Source organism: Roseiflexus sp. RS-1, assembly GCF_000016665.1.
GTDB lineage: Bacteria > Chloroflexota > Chloroflexia > Chloroflexales > Roseiflexaceae > Roseiflexus.
In genome coordinates, this window is record NC_009523.1 from 4,273,204 (window position 1) to 4,295,089 (window position 21,886).

Annotated in this window: 23 protein-coding genes; 8 read left to right on the top strand and 15 right to left on the bottom strand. The window is 60.9% G+C overall.

Translation table 11 applies throughout. The features are described 5' to 3' along the window. Nucleotides 1-54: 54 nt before the first annotated feature. From ROSERS_RS17530 to rpsF, 4 genes are all read right to left on the bottom strand, one after another. Nucleotides 55-1,617, bottom strand: a complete 1,563-nt coding sequence (locus ROSERS_RS17530) for a peptidylprolyl isomerase (protein ID WP_011958099.1) — start codon at nucleotides 1,615-1,617, stop codon at nucleotides 55-57. 106 nt (nucleotides 1,618-1,723) lie between these two features. Further along, complete coding sequence (gene rpsR / locus ROSERS_RS25230; protein WP_011958100.1) at nucleotides 1,724-1,996, bottom strand: 30S ribosomal protein S18; 273 nt, start codon at nucleotides 1,994-1,996, stop codon at nucleotides 1,724-1,726. 20 nt (nucleotides 1,997-2,016) lie between these two features. Further along, nucleotides 2,017-2,472, bottom strand: a complete 456-nt coding sequence (locus tag ROSERS_RS17540) for a single-stranded DNA-binding protein (RefSeq protein WP_011958101.1) — start codon at nucleotides 2,470-2,472, stop codon at nucleotides 2,017-2,019. A gap of 37 nt (nucleotides 2,473-2,509) precedes the next feature. Next, a complete protein-coding gene (gene rpsF, locus ROSERS_RS17545) occupies nucleotides 2,510-2,989 on the bottom strand; it encodes a 30S ribosomal protein S6 (RefSeq protein WP_011958102.1) in 480 nt (159 codons plus the stop codon). A gap of 233 nt (nucleotides 2,990-3,222) precedes the next feature. On the opposite strand from rpsF, the gene ROSERS_RS17550 reads away from it, so the two are divergent. Both ROSERS_RS17550 and ROSERS_RS17555 read left to right on the top strand, forming a co-directional pair. Beyond that, nucleotides 3,223-3,960 (top strand): PIG-L deacetylase family protein, encoded by a 738-nt coding sequence (locus ROSERS_RS17550; protein WP_011958103.1) that lies wholly within the window; start codon nucleotides 3,223-3,225, stop codon nucleotides 3,958-3,960. A 226-nt stretch (nucleotides 3,961-4,186) separates the two neighbouring features. Then, nucleotides 4,187-4,825 (top strand): CBS domain-containing protein, encoded by a 639-nt coding sequence (locus ROSERS_RS17555; RefSeq protein WP_011958104.1) that lies wholly within the window; start codon nucleotides 4,187-4,189, stop codon nucleotides 4,823-4,825. 1 nt (nucleotide 4,826) lies between these two features. On the opposite strand, the gene ROSERS_RS17560 is transcribed toward ROSERS_RS17555, so the two are convergent. The 7 genes from ROSERS_RS17560 to efp all read right to left on the bottom strand — a co-directional run bounded on the left by ROSERS_RS17560 (nucleotide 4,827) and on the right by efp (nucleotide 10,200). Further along, nucleotides 4,827-5,174, bottom strand: coding sequence for an SCP2 sterol-binding domain-containing protein (locus tag ROSERS_RS17560; RefSeq protein ID WP_011958105.1), 348 nt, complete (start codon nucleotides 5,172-5,174; stop codon nucleotides 4,827-4,829). Then, complete coding sequence (locus ROSERS_RS24345) at nucleotides 5,153-5,788, bottom strand: hypothetical protein (RefSeq protein WP_198136319.1); 636 nt, start codon at nucleotides 5,786-5,788, stop codon at nucleotides 5,153-5,155. Before ROSERS_RS24345 ends, ROSERS_RS17560 begins: the two co-directional genes overlap by 22 nt. A gap of 5 nt (nucleotides 5,789-5,793) precedes the next feature. After that, nucleotides 5,794-6,222, bottom strand: coding sequence for an FmdB family zinc ribbon protein (locus ROSERS_RS17570; protein WP_011958107.1), 429 nt, complete (start codon nucleotides 6,220-6,222; stop codon nucleotides 5,794-5,796). A 2-nt stretch (nucleotides 6,223-6,224) separates the two neighbouring features. Further along, on the bottom strand, nucleotides 6,225-6,974 hold the full coding sequence (locus tag ROSERS_RS17575; protein ID WP_011958108.1) for a Uma2 family endonuclease: 750 nt from the start codon (nucleotides 6,972-6,974) through the stop codon (nucleotides 6,225-6,227). A 45-nt stretch (nucleotides 6,975-7,019) separates the two neighbouring features. Beyond that, entirely contained in the window at nucleotides 7,020-7,727 is a 708-nt protein-coding gene (locus tag ROSERS_RS17580) for a Uma2 family endonuclease (RefSeq protein ID WP_011958109.1), read from the bottom strand. 14 nt (nucleotides 7,728-7,741) lie between these two features. Continuing rightward, complete coding sequence (locus tag ROSERS_RS17585) at nucleotides 7,742-9,412, bottom strand: NAD(P)H-hydrate epimerase (RefSeq protein WP_011958110.1); 1,671 nt, start codon at nucleotides 9,410-9,412, stop codon at nucleotides 7,742-7,744. Nucleotides 9,413-9,636: 224 nt separating this feature from the next. Further along, on the bottom strand, nucleotides 9,637-10,200 hold the full coding sequence (gene efp, locus ROSERS_RS17590; protein ID WP_011958111.1) for an elongation factor P: 564 nt from the start codon (nucleotides 10,198-10,200) through the stop codon (nucleotides 9,637-9,639). A gap of 419 nt (nucleotides 10,201-10,619) precedes the next feature. Between efp and ROSERS_RS17595 the strand changes: the two genes are divergently transcribed. Both ROSERS_RS17595 and ROSERS_RS17600 read left to right on the top strand, forming a co-directional pair. Next, nucleotides 10,620-10,904, top strand: a complete 285-nt coding sequence (locus ROSERS_RS17595; protein ID WP_011958112.1) for a hypothetical protein — start codon at nucleotides 10,620-10,622, stop codon at nucleotides 10,902-10,904. Continuing rightward, a complete protein-coding gene (locus tag ROSERS_RS17600) occupies nucleotides 10,901-11,686 on the top strand; it encodes a lipoate--protein ligase family protein (RefSeq protein WP_011958113.1) in 786 nt (261 codons plus the stop codon). Before ROSERS_RS17595 ends, ROSERS_RS17600 begins: the two co-directional genes overlap by 4 nt. A gap of 52 nt (nucleotides 11,687-11,738) precedes the next feature. Here ROSERS_RS17600 and ROSERS_RS17605 read toward each other — a convergent pair whose 3' ends face one another. The 4 genes from ROSERS_RS17605 to ROSERS_RS17620 form a co-directional block, all read right to left on the bottom strand. Continuing rightward, nucleotides 11,739-12,731: a glycosyltransferase family 2 protein gene (locus tag ROSERS_RS17605; protein ID WP_011958114.1), complete on the bottom strand. Its 993-nt coding sequence runs from the start codon at nucleotides 12,729-12,731 to the stop codon at nucleotides 11,739-11,741. Nucleotides 12,732-12,874: 143 nt separating this feature from the next. Then, nucleotides 12,875-15,772 carry a DNA polymerase I gene (gene polA / locus ROSERS_RS17610; protein ID WP_011958115.1) on the bottom strand — a complete coding sequence of 966 codons (2,898 nt, stop codon included), beginning with the start codon at nucleotides 15,770-15,772 and terminating at the stop codon, nucleotides 12,875-12,877. A gap of 49 nt (nucleotides 15,773-15,821) precedes the next feature. Continuing rightward, nucleotides 15,822-16,091: a type II toxin-antitoxin system RelE family toxin gene (locus tag ROSERS_RS17615; protein WP_011958116.1), complete on the bottom strand. Its 270-nt coding sequence runs from the start codon at nucleotides 16,089-16,091 to the stop codon at nucleotides 15,822-15,824. Beyond that, nucleotides 16,091-16,306 (bottom strand): hypothetical protein, encoded by a 216-nt coding sequence (locus tag ROSERS_RS17620; RefSeq protein WP_041334021.1) that lies wholly within the window; start codon nucleotides 16,304-16,306, stop codon nucleotides 16,091-16,093. Before ROSERS_RS17620 ends, ROSERS_RS17615 begins: the two co-directional genes overlap by 1 nt. A gap of 470 nt (nucleotides 16,307-16,776) precedes the next feature. Here ROSERS_RS17620 and ROSERS_RS17625 point away from each other — a divergent pair, with 470 nt between their 5' ends. From ROSERS_RS17625 to ROSERS_RS17640, 4 genes are read left to right on the top strand one after another with little or no spacing between them, the layout of a single operon-like run. Further along, on the top strand, nucleotides 16,777-17,214 hold the full coding sequence (locus tag ROSERS_RS17625; protein ID WP_011958118.1) for a hypothetical protein: 438 nt from the start codon (nucleotides 16,777-16,779) through the stop codon (nucleotides 17,212-17,214). A gap of 49 nt (nucleotides 17,215-17,263) precedes the next feature. Continuing rightward, a complete protein-coding gene (locus tag ROSERS_RS17630; RefSeq protein WP_011958119.1) occupies nucleotides 17,264-19,729 on the top strand; it encodes an FtsX-like permease family protein in 2,466 nt (821 codons plus the stop codon). A 28-nt stretch (nucleotides 19,730-19,757) separates the two neighbouring features. Next, nucleotides 19,758-21,080, top strand: a complete 1,323-nt coding sequence (locus ROSERS_RS17635) for a sensor histidine kinase (RefSeq protein WP_011958120.1) — start codon at nucleotides 19,758-19,760, stop codon at nucleotides 21,078-21,080. Next, complete coding sequence (locus tag ROSERS_RS17640) at nucleotides 21,055-21,726, top strand: response regulator (RefSeq protein WP_011958121.1); 672 nt, start codon at nucleotides 21,055-21,057, stop codon at nucleotides 21,724-21,726. The genes ROSERS_RS17635 and ROSERS_RS17640 overlap by 26 nt, the downstream gene beginning before the upstream one ends. The last annotated feature ends 160 nt before the right edge of the window (nucleotides 21,727-21,886 follow it).

The window sequence follows — 21,886 nt, forward strand, 5'->3', positions numbered from 1 at the left end:
GCCTGCGGCACAGCGTCGGCGCCCTGCACACCGGCGCAGGACGCGACACACTCCTTACGGCGTCGGGGCAGGCGTTCTCTCGACTGGAACGGCTGTTCCGGTCGGCGTTGGCGTTGTGACCGGCGTTCCCCCAACCGGCACTCCGGTTTCGGTCGGCAGTGGCGTCGGCGTCGGTTCGCCGCCCAAATCCACCGTCGGCAACGGTGGAGGCGTACCGGTCGGTAACGGCGAAGGGGTTGGCACGAGGGTTGGGAAGCGCTGCACACTGACAGCGGCGCGCTGCTCCTCAAGCCAGCGCTCAAACGCCTCAGCACGCGCCCGGTTGAGTTGCGTCTCGCGCGAATCGACCGTGCGCCGCACCAACTGCACGATATGCCAGCCAAATGACGTGCGTACCGGACCGACGATCTCATTCTCAGACGCATTCGCGATAGCCGCGACCAGCGCCGGATCGATCTGTGTACCATCCGGCGTCTTTCCGTCCTTATCAAACGATGGCAGCGCCCCGCCCGCCGCTCTTGTATTGTAATCCTCGGAACGTTCACGTGCCAGTTCGCCGAAATCGGCAGCGGCGCGCGCCTCGGCGAGCAGCGCCTCCGCTTCCGCACGACGCGCAGCAAACGCCTGCTCACGTTCCTCTTCTGTCGCAGTGATCGGAACGGTCACCTTCAGCAGAATGTGGCGCGTCTCGATAGCGGACGGGTCGGCGCTGGGCGTAAAGGTCGAATCCGGAACCAATTGCTCCTGTACCCGGCGCGTCAACGCCTGACGCAAAAACTGGTTGGACAACCCGCGGCGGAAGTCATCAAGCGTCAGATGGATGCGCCGTTGGGGATCGACCCGCCGCATCTCATTGACATACTCATCGTAGAGCCGTTGCAGCGCCGTCTGTTGCCTGGCAAGCGCCTCATCCGCCAGCGGCGTTGGCGACGGCGTCACCGTCGGCTCTGGCGTTGGTGACGGCGTTGGCGTTGCGGTTGGACCGGAGGGGGTTGGCGACGGCGTTCCCGGACCCACCGTCGGCTCAGGCGGCGCGGTTGGCGGCGACGTTGGCAGCAGCACCGCAGTTGGCGTCACTGCATCGGCAGGCGGGGCAAAATTGGGACCGAACAGATCGATAAACTCCTGCGCGATCTCACCATCGGTCACCTGGATGCCGAACCTGGACTGTGCTCCCTGCCGGATCAGTTGCAGTTCGACCCATTGATTCACCAGTGCATCATCGACCGGCTCATTGCGCGCCGCTGCCGCCTGAGCGTCGATCTGTGGAATCTGATCGAGAAACTGCTGGGCAAATTGCGGACCAAAGGTCGCCAGATAGAGACTCTGGGCAATCAGGCGCGCTGCCTCCCCACGTCGTTCCGCGACATAGTCGCCGCGCGTCAGCACGACGCTCCCGACCTGCGCCACCGGTCGTCCCGGCAACCAGACCTGCTCATAGACCAGACCGGCAGCCAGCGCCAGCACCGCGATCGCCACCACCACTGCCGTGCCGATGATAATTGCGCGCTGACGGCGACGCTCGATCTCACTCCGACGCAAATGGCGACGAGCAGGCGTTGCAGAGCGCGTTTCCTGCGGGCGCGGCGGTTGCGGTTTACGTTGATTAAACGTCATAACAGACAGACCCCACACATAAGAGCCGCCACGATTCGCTCACATTGCTGCATCGTACAGCAGACGCGGGCAAACCGGGCGGTCCTTCGGGGAACACCACAGCCATCTACGAGCGGATATGCGCTGCAACGAACGGCAGCAACGCCATGTGGCGCGCACGCTTGATCGCCACCGTCAGCGAACGCTGATGGCGCGCGCAGACACCAGTGCGGCGGCGCGGCAGGATTTTGCCACGCTCAGACATGCAGCGTTGCAAACGCTTGACATCTTTATAGTCTACGACGCGAATCTGATCTGCGCAGAACATGCAGACCTTGCGTCGAGCGCCAAAGCGACGGCGCCCCACGCCGCCACTGCGACGAGCCTGATCCTCAGTCACGATAAACCTCGTCTGTTGTACTAAAACGGAATATCCTCATCACCAATGGCAAAATCGTCCTTCGACTGCTGCCCGCGCTGAGGGCGATGATCGGGGTGATGATACGGCGGCTCATCGCCATACTGCGACGACTCACGAGGACCGCGACTGTCGAGCATGATCATATCGCTCGCCACAACCTCAGTGCGGTAATGCGTCACCCCGTTCTGATCCTCCCAATGGCGAGTCTGGAGGCGCCCTTCGATATAGACGCGACTGGATTTGCGCAGGTGCTCGTGGCAGATCTCGGCCAGTTTATTCCAGGTCACTACATTGAACCATTCCGTCTCCTCGTGCAATTCGCCGCTGCCGTCTTTCCACTGCCGTCCTGTCGCGACGCTGAACGTCGTTACAGGGCTTCCACCAGGCGTATAGCGCATCTCAGGGTCTTTACCGAGACGCCCGATGATCATCACCTTGTTGAGATCCTTCGCCATTGTTCGTTCCTCTCCCCTTTATAACGAACAGCGCCCATTAGTCTTCGTCGACGTCCACGTCCTCTTCGATTTCCTCGACGTCGTCAACCTCCTCATCCTCCTCAAGATCCTCCTCGTCTTCGGGTTCTTCGCCATCAAGAGCGCCGACCGTTGCGACAACCGCTGGCGCCGCGCCGCGCATTTCCACCAGTGTCAGCAGATAACGCAGCACCGAGTCGTTGAGTTTGAGCAGGCGTTCGAGTTCGGCAACGCGATCCGCAGCCATCTGAAAGTGCATCAAAACGTAGTACCCTTCGGTGAACACGCGACGACTCGCCTCACCTTCGACGTAGGCGCGGATCGGATAGGCAAATTTTCGACGGCCCCAGGGTGGTGCATGATTGGTTGAGGTAATAACCCCGCCGAGATTGGTGATCGTCTGGGAGACGCGCTCGATGGCGTTGCGTATCTCCTCGTCGCTCATTCGTATTGGGGGAATGATGAATAACAATTCGTAGTCACGACGACGCTCGCGCATTGATCCTCCTCTGGTCACAGGCCCTCTTTGTCAGACCCCGCACCATGCGCGGTGGCGCGGGCGCAAGAGAGCAGAAGCATTCTTCAGTTGCAGACGGCGATTATAGCACAGAGTGAGCCGAAGCGCAACGTGATCCGCAAATGCAAATCCTGCACCATCGTGCTCGACAACCTCCCCGAATCGCGGTACACTGCATGGCACTCCCATCACACGGTTCAGATAGAGAAAGGGCTATGAGCAACGCATTATCTTCTTCTACCCTGCGCATTCTGGGCATCTTTGCCCACCCCGACGATCCAGAGTTCAGCATGGGCGGCAGCGCCGCACTCTGGGCCGATCAAGGGCACGAGGTCTACTACTGCATTGTGACCGATGGTTCTGCTGGCAGCAACGACCCGAACCAGGATTTGCGCGAACTGGTTCGTATTCGTGAAGAAGAACAACGCGCCGCTGCCAGGGTGCTCGGCGTCAGAGAGGTCTTTTTTCTGGGGTACCCAGATGGCGTCCTCGAACCGACCCTCGCGTTGCGCCGCGAATTGACGCGCCTGATCCGGCATCTCAAGCCGGATCGCGTGGTATGCGGCGATCCGACGGCTTTCTTCTACGGCGATGAGTATATCAACCACGCCGATCACCGTGCAGCCGCCGAAGCGGCGGTCGCCGCCGTCTTCCCCAGCGCCCCGACGCGCCCGATTTTCCCGGAGTTGCTTGCTGAAGGTCTGGAGCCGCACCAGGTCAAAGAGTTGTACATTACTGCCGATCACGGCGGACCGTATACGGTCTTCGTGGATATTTCCTCCACGATTGAACGCAAGATCGAAGCCTTGCGCCGCCACGCCAGTCAGGTGCAGGTCGGCGACGGGGAGTGGGTGCGCAATTGGGCAGCGGAAACCGGCAAGACCGCCGGTCTGGCATACGCCGAGTCTTTCCGCGTGATGCGTCTGGTGCGTGAGCATCAGGATGGATCGTAAGCGCAATGAGCACTGCCCGCCATCCGTCCAGCCGCATATCAACGCGGAGAATGACAGCAAAAAGTCAGCGAAGGCAGTGTCGTCGTCAATCTCAGGGAAGTCGCGAGTCGGCAAAAGGTTTCGCGCATATTGAGAATTGCTGGAAGGATGATTCGCTTGCGTCAGCGCGGACAACAACATTGCTGGATGCACTGCTGACGCCCCTACGCACAACAGGAGGACGCTCATGCTTGTCGGTGAACGTATGTCTGCTCCGGTCATCACGGTGGAACCCAAAACCCCCATTTCCGACGCGCTGATGCTCTTCCGGCAGAAGCGCATCCGACGCGCGCCAGTCATTGCGCATCATCGACTGGTCGGCATTGTGTCGGAGCGCGATCTGCTGTACGCCTCGCCTTCGCCGGTCACTTCATTGAGCGTGTGGGAAATGAACTACCTGTTGAGTAAACTGACGGTCGATGAGGTGATGACACGCCAGGTGGTGACCGTGACCGAAGACACGCCGATCGAGGAAGCGGCGCGCATTATGGCGGATAAGCGCATTGGCGGTTTGCCGGTGATGCGTGGGCACGAGGTCGTCGGCATTATTACCGAAACCGACCTCTTCAAAATCTTGCTGGAATTGATGAGCGTGCGCGAGCATGGCGTGCGGGTGACGGCGTTGCTCGATGATCGCCCTGGTATGCTTGCACGATTGAGCACGGCGATCTTCGAAGCCAGCGGGAACTTTATCTCGTTCGGTCAGTTCGACAAAGAAGACGGCGCGCGGTTGATCACCTTCAAGGTCAGCGGGTTGAGCCTCGACCGGGTGCGGGAAGTCATCGCGCCGGTTGTCAAAAGCGTCTTTGACATTCGCGAGGTGTGATTCACGCTTTTCCGGTCGCCGAAAAGAGCGATTTCAAGCGGATCAACAGCCAGACGTTGCCTTCAACCCGATAACGCCCTGTCAGGTACGCCAGTGTGCCGTCCAGTTCGCCGTGGGCAATCGCAAGCCATACCTCTGAACGGGCATGAATGCTGACGTCTGGTTTGTCGAAGACGCCTTCGTGGAAGAAACATTCACCCCCGGCGATGCGCAGGTAGTAATCTCCCGGTTCGGCGCCGGTGATACGGAACTGAATGACCGCGCGCAATCCAGCAGCGGCATGCGCGTTGAACGCCAGCGGCATGCCGCGGATGGCATCACGACAGGTCAGACCTGGCGGCGGTTCCATACGTTCTCCTTAGAGGCGGTCTCTTCCTCAGCCGACCGGCATTCCGGCGAAGGTACATCTGGCAGGTGCGCAGACGTCCGCGCTTCGCGCACTGCACGGGCGCATGCAGTGCACCAGAGAGCATAGTTGTGCGCCGACCAGCGTCTGCCGCCGTATCGCGGATGGACGAGCGCGTGAACTTCGAGCGGCACGCCAGCGATACCGCACCGCTCGCACCTGCCACGCGCCCGACGACGGATGCGCCAGTCGTAGTGCGGCAGGTGCAGATCGAGCGCCAGATGCACCGTCAACCCGACGGCAACCGGGCGCAAAGGAGACCAGAGGAGCGCCGCGAGCCATACCAGCGGCAATGTGATCTGCGGTTCATGCGCCACCGAGCGGAGCGATCCATAACGGGGGCGGGTATCGCCGCGCCGGGGCGGGTGGTGACGCCAGCGGTCGTAGCGCAATGCGCCGACCGGGTTCCAGTCGCCGCTGCGGAGCGCGTAGAGCAGAAAATGATCGGTGTCGAGCGCCACGCCGCTCAGGATTGTGAGCGCAGCGCGCCATGGCGCACGTGGGTAGAGCGCCAGTCCGACTGCCGCTGCTGCCAGCAGATGGGAACGAAACCGCATACCGCTTACGCCCATCCGAGATCGTCGGCGGGTTTGGGTTTTGCAGACGTAGAAGCGTCAGTTTCCGTCTCATCGCCCTCACCATCTTCGCCTTCCTGTTTGCCAGCACCGCGCCGCAACTCCTCTTCCAGCATCTCGTCCACCATCTCGTCCCAATCGTCGCCCGCTTCTTCGCCGAGTTCCTTCCCCAGTTTCTTCGCCCAGCGCGCGATGGAGCGCGGATCGTTCTCATCAAGACCGGCGAGCATTGAGGGATCGGCAAGCGCCTCGATGCGCGACTCCTCCGATTTGAGCACTGCCACCCGCGAGATTGCGCGCCGCACATCGGTCGAACCGCAACGCGGGCACGCCAGCCCCTCCGGATCGCGGAACCCATAGACCAGTTTCTGGAAGCGCCCGTTGCACTGCGGGCAGAGATATTCGTAGATTGGCATGGCTACGCTTCCTCCGATGACGATGATTCTAATGCCGCCTGCGCACCGGCAAGCCGCGCGAGTTCCGCGCGCAAACGCGCAACCTCCGCCTCCAGTTGCGCCGCGCGCGCCTCCGCTGCTCGTCGCGCCGCCTCCTCTGCCAGACGCGCCGCCTCTGCTGCACGGCGCGCCTGCGCTTCCTCGTCGGACGTCGGCAGGCGCTCGCCGGTCTGCGGATGGTACAACCGCAGCATCCCGTCCTCCTGCCGCAACTCCAGGTTCAACACCTCGCTCCGCAGCGGGTCGGTCGCTATCGGTTCATACACCCCCCGCACCAGGCGATACCCCTGCAACGGCGGCTCAAGATACTCCCCGTGCGGGTCGAAGATGAAATACTCCCGCACCCCCAGCGCCGCATAGATCGCTGGCTTCCGCTCGCGGTCGTCTTTGCGCGTCTTCTTCGACGTGATCTCGATCACCACGTCCGGCGCGCGCCCCCCCTCGCGCCACGTCTGAAAGATGCGCCGCCGCCGCTGCTCCACCCCCAACACCACAAACACGTCCGGCGCTACTGCCGCGCGCGGATTGCCTTCCTCATAGTAGATGAACAGGTTCCCCGCCACATACGCCTGCGTCGAACGCAGAAACCACTTCAGCGCAAAGATCAGGTCGGTTATCAGGTCGCGGTGCAGGTCGGTTTCGCCCATCGGCTTGCCGTCGCTCTCCGGGTAGTGGACGCGCCGGGCGCGCGCGGGTCGTTCCAGCGTCGTCATAACTGCACCCTCCTTCACGTCGGTTTCAGGGCGCGGGTCACGCGGCTACGCTTCCTCCGATGACGATGATTCTAATGCCGCCTGCGCACCGGCAAGCCGCGCGAGTTCGGCGCGCAGGCGCGCCACTTCCGCCTCCAGTTGCGCTGCGCGCGCCTCCGCAGCACGTCGCGCCTGCGCTTCCTCGTCGGACGTCGGCAGGCGCTCGCCGGTCTGCGGATGGTACAACCGCAGCATCCCGTCCTCCTGCCGCAACTCCAGGTTCAACACCTCGCTCCGCAGCGGGTCGGTCGCTATCGGTTCATACACCCCCTGCACCAGGCGATACCCCTGCAACGGCGGCTCAAGATACTCCCCGTGCGGGTCGAAGATGAAATACTCCCGCACCCCCAGCGCCGCATAGATCGCTGGCTTCCGCTCGCGGTCGTCTTTGCGCGTCTTCTTCGACGTGATCTCGATCACCACGTCCGGCGCGCGCCCCCCCTCGCGCCACGTCTGAAAGATGCGCCGCCGCCGCTGCTCCACCCCCAACACCACAAACACGTCCGGCGCTACTGCCGCGCGCGGATTGCCTTCCTCATAGTAGATGAACAGGTTCCCCGCCACATACGCCTGCGTCGAACGCAGAAACCACTTCAGCGCAAAGATCAGGTCGGTCATCAGGTCGCGGTGCAGGTCGGTTTCGCCCATCGGCTTGCCGTCGCTCTCCGGGTAGTGGACGCGCCGGGCGCGCGCGGGTCGTTCTAGCGTCGTCATAACTGCACCCTCCTTCATGGCTGTTTTAGTGCGCGGATCGCCAGCGGTAGACGCGGGAGCAGATCACCCGCAAGTGCGCCCATATCGCCGAGTTCGTCGCGCACCAGGCGACCGGCTGCGCTGTGGAGATAGACGCCAAGTGTCGCTGCATCGAACGGCGCCAGCCCCTGCGCCAGCAACCCGGCGATGGCGCCCGCCAGCACGTCGCCGGTTCCGGCGGTTGCCAGCGCCGGGTTTCCTCCATCGTTGACGCGCACTCGACCCTCCGGATCGGCAATGACCGTCGTGGCGCCTTTGAGCACGACTACCTGCTGCCAGTGCATCGCCGCTTCCTTCGCCACATCGACCGGATGACCGGTCAATTCCTCGACGCCAAGCAGACGCCGCATCTCGCCTGGATGCGGCGTCAACACGCACCTGCCGCGCGGCAGACGGTTCCAGATCGTGCCAGACGCGGCATCGGTCGCTTCAGGGTGATGGATCAGGTCTGCCAGAATATTCAACCCATCGGCGTCGATCACAGTAAACGGCAATTCTGGTCGCTGCTTGACCACCGGTTTTTCGCTGCCAGCTGCGGCGATCCGAAACCCGATCTGTCCACGATGACGCGGTGATTGCAATCCCAGCAACCGCTCAAGAAACGCACGTGTCGCCTTCTCGCGCCCCAAACCAGGACCGACAAGCAGCGCCTGATACCCTTCGAGGATGGAGAGCACCTCGTCGGCAGCGGCATCGCCGACCACCCCCGGTTCGGCTTCGGGAAGGATGTGCAACGTGATTTCGGGGAGGCGCCCTGGACTGTACACCTGACTCCGCCCAACCGCAAGCGTCACCAGACCGGCGCCGACACGCGCCGCTCCGGCGGTCGCAAGCGTCGCTGCACCGGGGTAGTTTATCGATCCGGCAACGACCAGCACCTTGCCGAACGTACCCTTGTGCGAGTCGGGCGGACGGGGTGGAAGGAGCGAGCGCGCCAGTTCTATATCGATCATGTCGGTCATCACACTCTCCAGATCGGCGGGCGAAAGCCCGATATCGACGCTGCGCAGCACGCCAGCGTATGCGCGCGCCGGGTAGAACAACAACCCACGCTTGACAGGACCGGTCGAAACGGTCAGGTCGGCGCGCACTGCATTGCCGAGCACGGCGCCGCTATCGGCGTGAACACCGGTAGGCACATCGATCGCCAGAACGTATGGTTTCGTCCGGCGCGCATCGGTTGCCCTCGCCGCATTCAGCGTGGCGATAATCATCGCCAGTTCGCCTTCCACCGGGCGATTGGCGCCATACCCCAGCAACGCATCGATCACCAGATCCACCCTGGCAAGCGATGCCCGCAGCGCAGCACCCTGCGGATCATCGGCGGCAGCCAGTTCGGTGATAGCGCGTTCGCGACACAACCGCCAGTTGATGTCCTCGACAGTCTCACGTCGTCGCCAGACGAACAGCGTTACCTGCATGCCAGCATCGTGCAGCAGACGCGCTGCCACCAACCCATCCCCGCCGTTGTTGCCCGGACCGACCAGCACCAGCGCGCGACGACCCACAGGATCGCCGGAGACTTCGAGGGCGACACGCGCCACACCGGCGCCAGCCTGTTCCATCAATCCTGACCATGTAGCGCCACGGGCGACCGCCGCTTCTTCGATGGCGCGCATTTGTTCAGCAGTGACGATCTTGCTCATCGTTGTGGAACAACACCGGTGCGCCTCTCAAGGGCAGAGTTCTTGGGAGAAATGGTGATTCTCTGTATTCCCATGCGCCTTTGCCCCTCATCCCCCCAACCCCCTTCAAGGGGAGAAGGGGGAGTTTGGGCGTTCTGATGCCTGAAACGGGAGATGGTACGCAGAGGCTTTCCAAAAATCTACTCCTGTGAGCACGGGCGCACCCGATCGAGCGCGACCCGTCCCTACTTGATGCGTTCGATATACTCGCCAGTGCGGGTGTCGACCCGCACATAATCGCCCTGATTGACGAATGCCGGCACCGAAATAACCGCGCCGGTTTCGAGCGTCACCTGCTTGTTCACATTGGTCGCCGTATCGCCACGCACCGCAACGCTGGCCTCCGTGACCTGCAAGGTCACAAACAATGGCGGTTCGACCCCCAGAATCTTATTGTCATCGTAGAACAGGATATCCGCCATTTCGTTCTCTTTGAGAAACTTCGCTGGCTCGCCGATCATTTCTTCCGGCACCTCGATCTGCTCGAATGTTTCGGTGTCCATAAAATGATAGACGTCGCCGTCGCGGTAGAGGAACTGCATCGGGCGCTTCTCGACACGCACGATCTCGATTTCGGAACCGGCGCGTACCCGCTCTTCAATCGTTTTGCCGGTCTCCAGGTTCTTCAGTTTCATGATCACCATCGCGCGCCAGTTGCCAGGGGCATGGTGGTAGAACTCAACAACGCGGTGCAACTGACCATTGTAGCGGATGATCATATTGGTGCGCAAATCTGATGTTGTTGCCATACTGCCTGATCTCCACAGAAAGCGCCGCTCGCCTCTGAGCGGCGCCACATTAAGGGCTGATACACGATATATGTCAATTATATCAGAAAGTTGCGCATCTGACGAGATCGGGAACAGCGAGCGTCGCCGCGCCCCAGACGCGTGGTTCGGGCAACATATTCGGACTGGTTCACATGGCGCTGCCCGGTATGGAGGACAGCGCATAAGGAGCAGTCCAGGCAGGCAGCACACACAATCATGGCGGGTTGGCGCAGGCGCTATCTTCGCCTGCCCTTGGTGCGACCGCCAGTGCCGCAGCATTTCTTGCTTGCGCACCCGCGAATTTTTGTGTATGTTGATCATATCTGGTCGACAACCGTATCTGTGCTTCTGGCTGCGTTCTGCAACCAGGGCGCAGATCGGGGTGAAAGTGAAGCGCAATGCATGGCGAATACAAAATCCCTGGCGGAAAACTGATTGTCGTCGATCTTGATGTTATCGACGGCGCGCTGCGCGATGTGGTGTTGAGCGGCGACTTTTTTCTCGAACCGGCGGAAGCGTTGGAGTGGATGGCTGCGGCGCTTGAAGGTCTCCCGGCGAATACGCCGGTCGAAACCATTGCCACACGGGTACGCACGGCAGCGGCGCATGCCGAATTGATCGGCATTACGCCGGAAGGCGTCGCTGAAGCGGTGCGCCGCGCCATTCAGGAAGGAACACCATGAGCATTCCATCATCATCGCCCTGGCGCGCATATGACTGGCAGTTGATCCAGAGCGCGCCGATCCATCCGGTCATGCACATGGCGCTCGACGAGGCGTTGTTGGAGGAAGTGGCTGCCGGGCGGCGCAAGCCGACGCTGCGTATCTGGGAATGGGCGGCAAGCGCCGTGGTCATCGGGCGTTTCCAGTCACTGCGCAACGAGGTCGATCTCGAAAGCGCACGACGCTACCAGGTGCAGGTTGTCCGCCGCATCACCGGCGGCGGAGCGATGTTCATCGAACCGGGCAATACGATCACCTATTCGATCTACGCCCCGGTCGAACTGGTGGCAGGTATGAGCATGGTCGACTCATACGCCTTCTGCGATCGGTGGGTGCTCGACGCGCTGGCATCACTCGGCGTGGAGGCGTGGTACCAGCCGATCAACGACATCACCTCGGCAGCTGGCAAGATCGGCGGGGCGGCGCAAACGCGGCGCAATGGCGCGGTGCTGCACCACGTGACGATGGCATACGATATCGACAGCGCCAGGATGCTGGAGATCCTGCGGATCGGGCGTGAGAAACTCAGCGACAAGGGGATCGCCAGCGCCGCCAAACGGGTCGATCCGCTCCGCCGCCAGACCGGATTGCCGCGCGAGGCGATCATCGCGCGGATGATCGAGACCTTCCGCGCTCAGCATGGGCTGACCGAATCGGCGATCACACCAGACGAATGGGAAGCGGCAGAACGACTGGTCGAAACAAAATTCGGCACAGAGGCGTGGTTGCGTGCCATACCATGATGTGGAGCAGCAACGTTGCAGGAGAGGAGAACCGCAGCAGCGGTTCTCCTGTTCATTCATCAAAACCGAGCGCATCAGCGACGATGTACAACGGGCGTTGCTTCACCTCATCGTAAATGCGTCCCAGATATTCGCCAAGGATGCCGAGAAACACCAGTTGGACGCCACCCATGAACAGCACTGCCACCAGCGTTGTCGCCTGACCGAGCAGTTCATTGCCGAGCAACCGCAGAATGATCACCGCAATAATGCCGAGCAAGCCAAGCGCAGCAACGCCAAACCCGACATAGGTTGCCAGTTGCAACGGCAGGTACGAAAATGCAGTGATCCCATCCATTGCAAATTTCAGCATCTTGCGCAGAGGGTACTTGGTGACACCCGCTTTCCGCGCATCGCGCTTGTAGGTCACACCCGTCTGCTTGAAACCGACCCATACCGACAAGCCGCGCATAAAGCGGTGATGCTCGCGCATCGACTTGAGCGCATCGACAACCTTGCGATCCATCAGGCGGAAGTCGCCCGTATCGGCAGGAATATCGACGCTGGTAATTTTGCGGATGAGACGGTAGAAGAGCGAGGCGGTTGCGAGTTTGAACGCTGTTTCGCCTTCGCGTTCGGAGCGCACGCCATAGATGAGCTGGTACCCTTCGCGCCAGCGAGCGATCATGTCCACGATAACTTCGGGCGGATCTTGCAGGTCCGAGTCGATCACCGCAACCGCTCTGCCGCGCGCGTAGTCAGTGCCGGCGGTAATAGCTATCTGGTGACCGAAGTTGCGTGAAAAGTTGATCACTTTGACGCGCGGATCGCGCTCGTGGAGTTCCAGCATAATCTGGAGCGACCGGTCACGTGAACCGTCGTTGACCAGAATGATCTCGAATGGCTCACCCAGTGGCTCGATGGCAGCCACGACGCGACGGTAGAACTCTGGCAACAGCGCCTCTTCGTTGTACACCGGCGCCACAATCGAGAAGGTCGGACGCTCCGCATCGATGATCCGCTGTTCGCGCGGACGCGTCTGCGTCACAGGTTCAACGACTGTCATACGTGGAAGTTCTCCTGAACGGGTGCTCCATACGCTTGTGCCCATCGTCGCGCCTCCACTATTGTAGCATATGCCTGTGGCGATTGTGGCATACTGGTGTGACGTGAGGATGAGACATGATGATGGTCAGGATGTGACGTTCGTCATCCCGCCGGGGTCAATTCTTCCCAGTTCGGTCCTGTTTCGATCTCGACGCGCAACGGCACAGCGAACGGCGGTTCCATCCCGTGCAACACGCCTTCCATCCGCTCGCGCACCAGCGCCACCACATCGTCCACCTCCGCTTCCGGCGCTTCGAAGATCAGTTCGTCGTGAACCTGAAGCAGCATCCGGGTGCGCATCTGTCGACGCTGGAGTTCAGCATCGACCGCGATCATTGCCAGTTTCATAATGTCCGCAGCCGTGGACTGGATCGGGTGGTTGATCGCTTCACGTTCGGCTGCCTGGCGGCGTGGACCGGATACGCGCAGGTCGAACATGGGGCGGCGACGACCGAAGAGTGACTGCACATACCCTTCGCTCCGCCCGATGTCGAGGGTGCGGTCGATATAGTCGCGGATACGCGGGAACTGATCGAACAGACTATCGATCAGACCACGCGCCTGTTCGCGCGAGATACCCAACCGCTGCGCCAGCCCAAACGGGCTGATGCCATAGATGACGCCAAAAACCACAGTTTTTGCGATCCGTCGCTGATTCTTGTCCACCGCACTGAAGCCGACGCCAAACAGCCGGGCGGCAGTTGCCGCGTGGATGTCCCGCCCCTCGATAAAGGTCTGGATCAGGTTCGGATCGCCGGTCATATGCGCCAGCACACGCAACTCGATCTGCGAATAGTCGGCGGCGATCAGCAGGTGACCCGGCGCAGCGATGAAACCGCGCCGCACCTCGCGCCCCTCTTCGGTGCGCGTGGGAATATTTTGCAGGTTGGGCGAGTTGCTGCTCAACCGACCGGTCGCGGCGCCAAGCTGGTTGTAATCGGTATGAACCCTGCCGGTCTCCGGGTTAACCAGCGCCGGCAGTTCATCGACGTAGGTCGATTTGAGTTTGCTCAGGCGACGGTGACGCAGGATCAACTCGATGATGCCGGTGGTGTCGCTGGCTTGCAGTTCTTCGAGCGCCTGCGCGGTCAGCGAGTAGCGCCCCGTTCGGGTGCGATCAAGACCGGTAGTTGGCAGGTTGATCTTGGGACCGAACAACACCTCGCTCAGCTGATCACCGGAGTTGATGTTGAATGTCTGCCCGGCAATTGCGTAGATTTGCTGCTCAATCTGTTCGAGTTCCCGCCCCATGCGCTCACCAAGAGCGCGCATATACGGAACATCAAGCAGAATGCCTGCCTGTTCCATGCGCACCAGCACCGGAACAAGCGGCATCTCCAGGCGGTAGAACACATCTGCGACACTGCCGGCTGCGCGCAGTTTCGCTTCAAGCGCTGGCTTCAGGCGCAGCGTCATATCGGCGTCGGCAGCGGCATACGGCGTGGCGCGCGCAATCGGCACATCGGCGAAGGTCACCTGGTTTTTGCCCTTCCCGATCAACGCTTCAATCGATTCGAGCGGAGCGGCGAGGTTCAGTTCATAGAACGCCAGGTCTTTCAGGTTGCGCCGTTTGTCGAGCAGCGCCGCTGCCAGCATCGTGTCGAACGCCACACCGGCAACCGGGATGCCAGCGCGTTCCAGCACCTCGATGTCGAACTTCGCATTGTGCGCTATTCTGGAGCGCGCCGGATCGGCGAAAAACGGACGCAGCGCAGCAATGACTCGCTCACGCGGCAGTTGCGCCTCGCCGGTGGTATGCCCCAGCGGAACATACCATCCACTGCCGGGGATCGTCGCCAGGGCGATGCCCACCAGATCGTCGCGCAGGGGATTGGTGCCGCGCGTCTCGGTATCGAATGCAAATAGCGACGCATGCTTGAGTTCTGTGACAATTGCTTCCAGATCAGCATCGTTGCACGCGGCGCGATACTCACCAGGCGCATCGTGCGCTGGCGGCTCAACCACCGGCGCAACAGGCGTCGGCATATCGTTGAACAGGGTCAGCTGCTGCGGTCCGTCATCCGGTCCAGGTGTTGCAGGGGCAAACATATCGACCTGAAGCGGCGCAGGCGGCTCGACCGGCGGCAGCGCCTGCGGCGCTGCGATGGTCTGCGACGGGGGGAGGCGCCTGACCAGTGACGCACCGAATTCAAGTTCCTGGAAGACAGCAATCACCCGACTGCGATCATAGTCGGCAAGAGTTGCGGCAGGAAGGTCGAGCGTCACCGGCGCATCACGTACAATTGTCGCCAGTTTCTTGCTGAACAACGCCGCGTCACGCTGACCTTCCAGGTGCTTCTGGTAGCGTTTCGGCGCTTCGTCCAGATGATCGTACAGGTTCTCAATTGAGCCAAACTGATTGAGCAACGCAATTGCGCCCGCTTCCCCGATCCCTTTGACGCCGGGGATATTATCGGACGGATCGCCCTTCAACCCACGCAGATCGGCGAGTTGATCGGGGCGCAACCCTTTGTAACGCGCGCACACATCGGCGACCCCATAGCGCGTTGTGTTTTTGGAACCGCGCACATAGGGATTATTGAGCAGCACTGTCACATGCTCATCGACCAGTTGAAGCGTATCGGTATCGCCGGTCAGGATCAGCACATCAACGCCGCGCTCCGTCGCCTGACGCGCCAGCGTGCCGATCACGTCGTCGGCTTCATACCCATCGGCGGTATAGATCGGGATGTCGAACGCCGCCAGCACTTGCTTAATGCGCTCGAGTTGCTGCTCGAACTCGGCAGGAGTTTCAGCGCGGTTCGCCTTGTATTCGGCGTACAGGTCGTCGCGGAAGGTCTTCCCGACATCGAATGCCACTGCTGCATAGTCGGGATGATACTCCTCGATGGCATTGAGCATCGCCGACGTAAAACCGAAGACCGCATACGTCGGCTCGCCGGTCGAAGAGCGTAAACCAGCCTCCGCCAGGGCGTGGAACGCGCGGTACGCCAGCGCATGGCCATCGATCAGCAGCAGCAGCGGACGGTTGTTGGACACGAGACGCTCTCTTTACTGTTCAGGGTGAATAAATAATGTCTGTACGCGCTCACCGTCTTCGATAAATCTCTCGACGATGACCAATCGCGTGGATCACGATGATCTTTTCATCCCAGAGCACCTCATAAATAACGCGGTAATCACCTATGCGGAGTTTGTAGAGTCCCGCAAGGTCACCGGTTAGTGCCTCAAGACGGATCGCATCCAGGTTCGTAGCCAGCCAGTTGATGCGCTGAACGACACGATGTCCCAATGACCTGTCTAATCGCTCCAGCTCTTGAGATGCGATTCCCAAGATGCGAATGTGGTACTCTGCCATTACTCCAACCCAAGACGCCGGACTACATCCTCAAACTGCTCACCGCGTTCGCCGCCAGCCACTGCCTGCTTCTGGCGTAAGAGCCGATCGCGAACTGCCTTTCGAACAGGTAGACCCTCATCGGGATCTCCGAGCAACTCCAGTAACTTTTGTTCAACTGTTGTTTCGATCATTTCCCGCAGTTCGTCTTTTGTCATCTGAGCTACCGTCGTCATAATCTCCTCCATAAACCTGCGACCTGAGCAGTCTGCCAACGGCGTTGCCGAAAGCGGCGGCGGCAGGAGTTTCAGCGCGGTTCGCCTTCCTCCGCCAGGGCGTGGAACGCGCGGTACGCCAGCGCATTGCCATCGATCAGCAGCAGCGGACGCTTGTTGGACACGAGATGCCCTCTTTACCGTTGTGTGGATGAGTAACACAGGTATTCTAACCCATTCTGCGGCGAGATACAACTCTGCCCGCTTCCGATCTCTTTCCAGAAGAACTGCCGGAACAACCCGACCTGAACGCCGATCGGGGGAAGATTGCCAGGTAAGACGGGCGGAGAACCTCTTCCAAATGTCGTACATCGTGCGGCGGACGCACCCGGCAAGGATCATCCTGCAATTCCGTCGTTCGGGGCTGTTGCAATCGGTCAGAGCGCGCTACTGTATTTCTGACGATGCAACCAGGCGAGGAGAGCACTCCCATGATAGCGCAACACAAGCAACCCTTTCCCTGGGGCGCGGTAATCTGGTCGAGCGTCTTAATGATCATCATTCCGTTGGGCGCTGCGATTGCCATCAGCGTCGGATATGGAGTCGTCGTCGGGTTTCAGACGCGTGGCGATCCGGAGGCAATCAATGCCGCCGTGATGAGTCTCTCCGGCGCAGTCTGGTATCAGGCGCTGCCGAAGATACTTCTGGCGGCAGTGGCATTCTGGCGTGGCATGCGCCTGGCGCATAGCAGCGCATCCGCCACGCTGCCGGTCGTGAGTGCAGCGATCCTGGCGCTGATCGGACTGATTGGAACGGCACTATTGCTCTTCAACGCGCCTCTCAGCGGCGAACAGACAATCTCATTCGTGGTCGATGGAGTTATTATGCTGGCGTGCGGACTGGCAGGGATTCGGATCGCGCGGCGCTAACGATGTGGCTACCGGCGGGCATGGCAGCACAGATGAAATGAGGAAGGCCATGATCGGATCGCGCTGGCGAAAGATCTTCCGCGACCTGTGGCGCTACAAGGTGCGCACCATCATTGTTGTGATCTCGATCGCTGCCGGGGTGAGCGGCGTCGGAACTGTCGCGCACATGTACACACTTATGTCGCACGACCTCGAACAGAGTTATGCTGCGGTGCTCCCGGCAAGCGCAACGTTGTATACCGACGATTCCTTCGATGATGAGATGGTGCGCGCAGTACGCCGGCTCCCCGCAGTCGCCGATGCCGAGGGGCGTCGCAGCATACTGCTGCGTTTCCGCACAAGGTCTGACCGCCCGTGGCAGGTGATCGAACTCTTCGTCCTGCCCGATGATGGTGAAACACGCATCAGCAAGGTGCGCCCTGAAGAGGTGTTCGAACCCGATCCGAAATCCTGGCCCCCAGGCGACTGGCCCCCGCCACGCCGCACCATCGTCCTCGAACGCACCTCGCTCCTGGTCGGTTACCTGGGGTTGAGTCAGGCGCGCCTGGGTGACGAGATCACCGTCGAGACCGCCGATGGACGCCTGCGCCAGGTGCGCCTGTCGGGGCTGGCATACGATTTTGCCCGGATGCTGGCGACCTTTACCGGACGCGCGTATGGCTATGTTGATCGTGAGACGCTGGAGTGGCTTGGCGGTGCGCCCGGTTACAATCAACTCTATCTCCTCGCCGACAACCGCACTGATGCCGCCTCGGTCCGACAGGTTGCCGACCAGGTCCGCTCCCATATGGAACGCGCTGGCGTGCGGGTTGCGCGTGTCGATGTAGCACGACCGGGAGAACTGCCGCTTCAGAACTATTTCCAGGCGATCACCGTCGTGCTCGGATCACTGGGCGTCCTGGCATTGTTTCTCAGCGTATTGCTCGTGACCAATACGATTGCCGCACTGCTGATCCAGCAAACCCGCCAGATTGGTGTTATGAAAGCGATTGGCGCACGTCCCAGGCAGATCGTCGTCATCTACGCCATGTATGCGCTGGTTTTTGGTGTGCTGGCGTTGCCACTGGCGCTACCGGCATCGCGCGCCGTAACGAAGGCATTCGTCGATTTCCTCGCCTACTTCCTCAATTTCAAGACGGGAACCTTCACGACACCTGCCGCTGTTATCGGTCTGCAGATTGGAATGGCGCTGCTGACGCCGGTGCTGGCGGCGCTGGCGCCGGTGATCCACGCAGCACGGTTGACCGTCCGTGAGGCGATTGCCGGGTGGAGCGCGGAACGACGTCGCAGGGGAGACCGTGCTTCATCAAACGAGAGCAAGCCATCTGCGCCACCTGGAGCTTCCCGCTTCATGGCGCTTCTCCCCTCACCGATTATCCTTGCACTGCGCAATTCACTCCGACGACGTGCACGGCTTGCGCTCACGATCACAACCCTCATGCTGGCGACGGCGATTGTCATTTCGGTGCTGAGTGTGCGGCGCTCACTCTTCGAGACCCTTGAAGTCATCCTGGCAGCATCACAGCACGACATTCAGGTGACGCTCGTTCGTCCTCATCGGGTTGCACAGGTCGAACGCATTGCGCAACAGACGCCCGGCGTCGCAGCGGTAGAGAGTTGGGGCAGCGATCTGGCATATCGTTTACGCCCTGATGGCAGTGAAGGACCGGCAATCATTATTGCAGCGCCGCCAGCCGATAGCCTGCTGTTTACACCAGAAGTTGTCGAAGGGCGCTGGTTGATCCCCGGCGAGGATCACGCCCTGATCATCAACCTCGACGTACTGCGCTTTGAACCAGATCTGCGCGTCGGACAAAACGTGGCGCTGAAAATCGGCAACCGCACCACAGAGTGGCAGATCGTCGGCGTCGTGCGCAGTCTGCCCGGCATTCCAATCATGTACACCGGTCAACCATATCTGGCGCAGATCACCAGCACAGTCGGTCAGACACGCGAGATCCGGGTGGTTACCGTCGCTTCCGATCCAGCCACGCAGCAATGCGTTGCAACGACACTGCGCGACGCGCTGGAACAGGCAGGAGTCAGCGTTGCAGTTGCACAAACACGCACTGAAGAACGCGAACAGGCGGCAACCCTGGTCAATATCATCATTTCGTTCCTGCTCACCATGGCAATCCTGCTGGCAACCGTCGGCGGATTGGGACTTGCAGGCACGTTGAGCCTGAACATTATCGAACGCACCCGTGAGATCGGAGTTATGCGCGCAATTGGGGCATCGAATACGGCGCTGCACCGTATCGTCATCAGCGAGGGGGTGGCGATCAGTGTGGCAAGCGCTATGATCGGCACGCTGCTTGCTATGCCGCTCGGTTGCCTGCTCAGCAATGCGGTAGGGCTGGCATTTCTGAACATACCGTTGAATTATCACTTTGCCCTCGATAGCGCCGCGCTCTGGATGGTCGCGTCGGTCGCGATTGGAATGGTCGCAAGCCTCTTGCCGGCGCACGCAGCGAGCGGCTTGACGGTGCGCGATGCGCTGGCATATGATGGATGATGAATGACAGGTGAACCATACAAACGCAATGTCTCTGCATACTTCCAACGAAACGCACCGGTCTGGCATCCGCAGCATGGTCACCCGCGTCACGCGTGCATGGCGGCAGGAGATCCTCCCCGGACGTGTGACGATCATCGCCCTGGTGATGATCGTGGGCGCCCTGATCGCCGCCGTGACCGCACAACCGGAAACGCTGTTGTGGCGACGCGGCATCGTCGTTGGAGCGTTGAGCCTGCTGCTGGCGCTGAACCTGATCCCGCCGTTCACCAATACCCGTTCGCGCCCGGAGTCGCTGTGGCGCGTGGCGCTCTATCTGACCGTCGCCAGTCCGCTCTATCTCGTTGCGTTCGGGATGAGCAGCGGACCTGCCAGTTCCGTGATTGTGATGCTCCTTTTCCTGCTGGTCGGACAGGCGACATGGGCGCTGCCGCTGGCAGCGGCGCTCATCTATGCCGTTGCCATGATGATCGGTGTAAGCGCCATTATTGCATTCCAGGTGAGCCTGGAGGCGGCGCTGCAAATCGCTGCGAGTCTTGGGTTTGGCATTGTGTTTGTTATGATGTTCATTCAACTCTCGCAGCGGTACGAACAGCAGACGGAGCATGCCGAGGCGCAACGCGCGCGCGCGGAGGAACTGCTCGCGCAGTTGCAGGCGAGTCACGCTGAACTGCGCGCCGCGCGCGAACGCGAACTGAAGATGGCGGCAATCGAAGAACGGGTGCGCCTGGCGCGCGATATTCACGACGGACTCGGTCACTATCTCACGATTCTGAATGTGCAGTTGCAGGCGGCGGCGCGGCTGTTGCAACGCGACCCGCAGCGCGCGGCGGCTGTCATCGCCACCTGCCGCGAAGTGGCGCAGACGGCGCTCGAAGAGGTGCGCCGCAGTGTCGCTGCGATGCAACCATCGCCTCTCGACGGTCAATCGCTCGATGCGGCGATTGAACATCTCATCAACGAGTTCAGAACCTCGACTGCGCTCGATATCCACTTCGAACAGTCGGGTGATCTGCCAGTGTTGCCGCAGACGCTGGCAATGACCCTGTATCGCGCGGTGCAGGAAGGGCTGACCAATGCGCGCAAACACAGCAACGCCACACGGATCGTCGTCAACCTGACCTGCCTGCCGGAAACGGTGCATCTGGCGATCCGCGACAATGGTCAACCGGTAAATGGCGTCGGACAGAGCGGCGGCTTCGGGTTGACCGGGTTGCGCGAACGGATCGAGCGGCTGGGTGGTTCACTGCACGCCGGTCCGCATCCCGACGGCGGTTTTCTCCTCGACATCGTCGCACCCGCAGATGCCAGAAATGAGGTGGGGTATGATCCGGGTGTTACTGGTCGATGATCAGACCCTGATCCGTCAGGGGATCGCCATGCTGCTGGAACTCGAACCAGACCTGGAAGTCGTCGGCGCGGTCGGCGACGGACGCGCCGCGATTGAGGCGGTCGAGCGCCTGCGTCCCGATGTGGTGCTGATGGATGTGCGCATGCCGGAAATGGACGGAGTGACGGCGACACGCGAGTTGCACCGCCGTTTCCCTGACGTCGGCGTGATCATTCTGACGACCTTCGATGACGACGAGTATATTTTCGAGGGGTTGAAGGCAGGGGCGCGCGGGTATCTGCTGAAAGACATCAGCAGCGAAGAAATGGCGGAAGCGGTGCGAACGGTTGCGCGCGGCGAAGCGCTGATCCAGCCGAGTATCGCGCGCAAAGTCGTGGCTGAGTTCTCACGCCTGGCAGCCGGTTCGCCGCCGGCGCCGGAGCGAAGCCCACTGAAGCTGCCCGCTGCCCTGACCGAACGTGAACTGGACGTGCTCAAAGCGCTTGCCCGCGGCATGTCGAACAAAGAGATCGCCGCTGCACTGGTGATCACCGAGGGGACGGTCAAGACGCATATCTCGAACATCCTGGCAAAACTCGATGTGCGCGACCGAACACAGGCAGTGTTGAAGGCGCAGCAATTGCGGTTGTTGGAGAGTGAGAACTGAGAACCAGGAACCGAGAACCAGGAACCGAGAACCAGGAACTGAGAACCAGGAACTGAGAACCAGGAACTGAGAACCGAGAACTGAGAACCAGGAACTGAGAACCGGGAACCGGGTAGCCTGACGTGCAATATCGACGATAGTGCGCATGCCATTGAATACT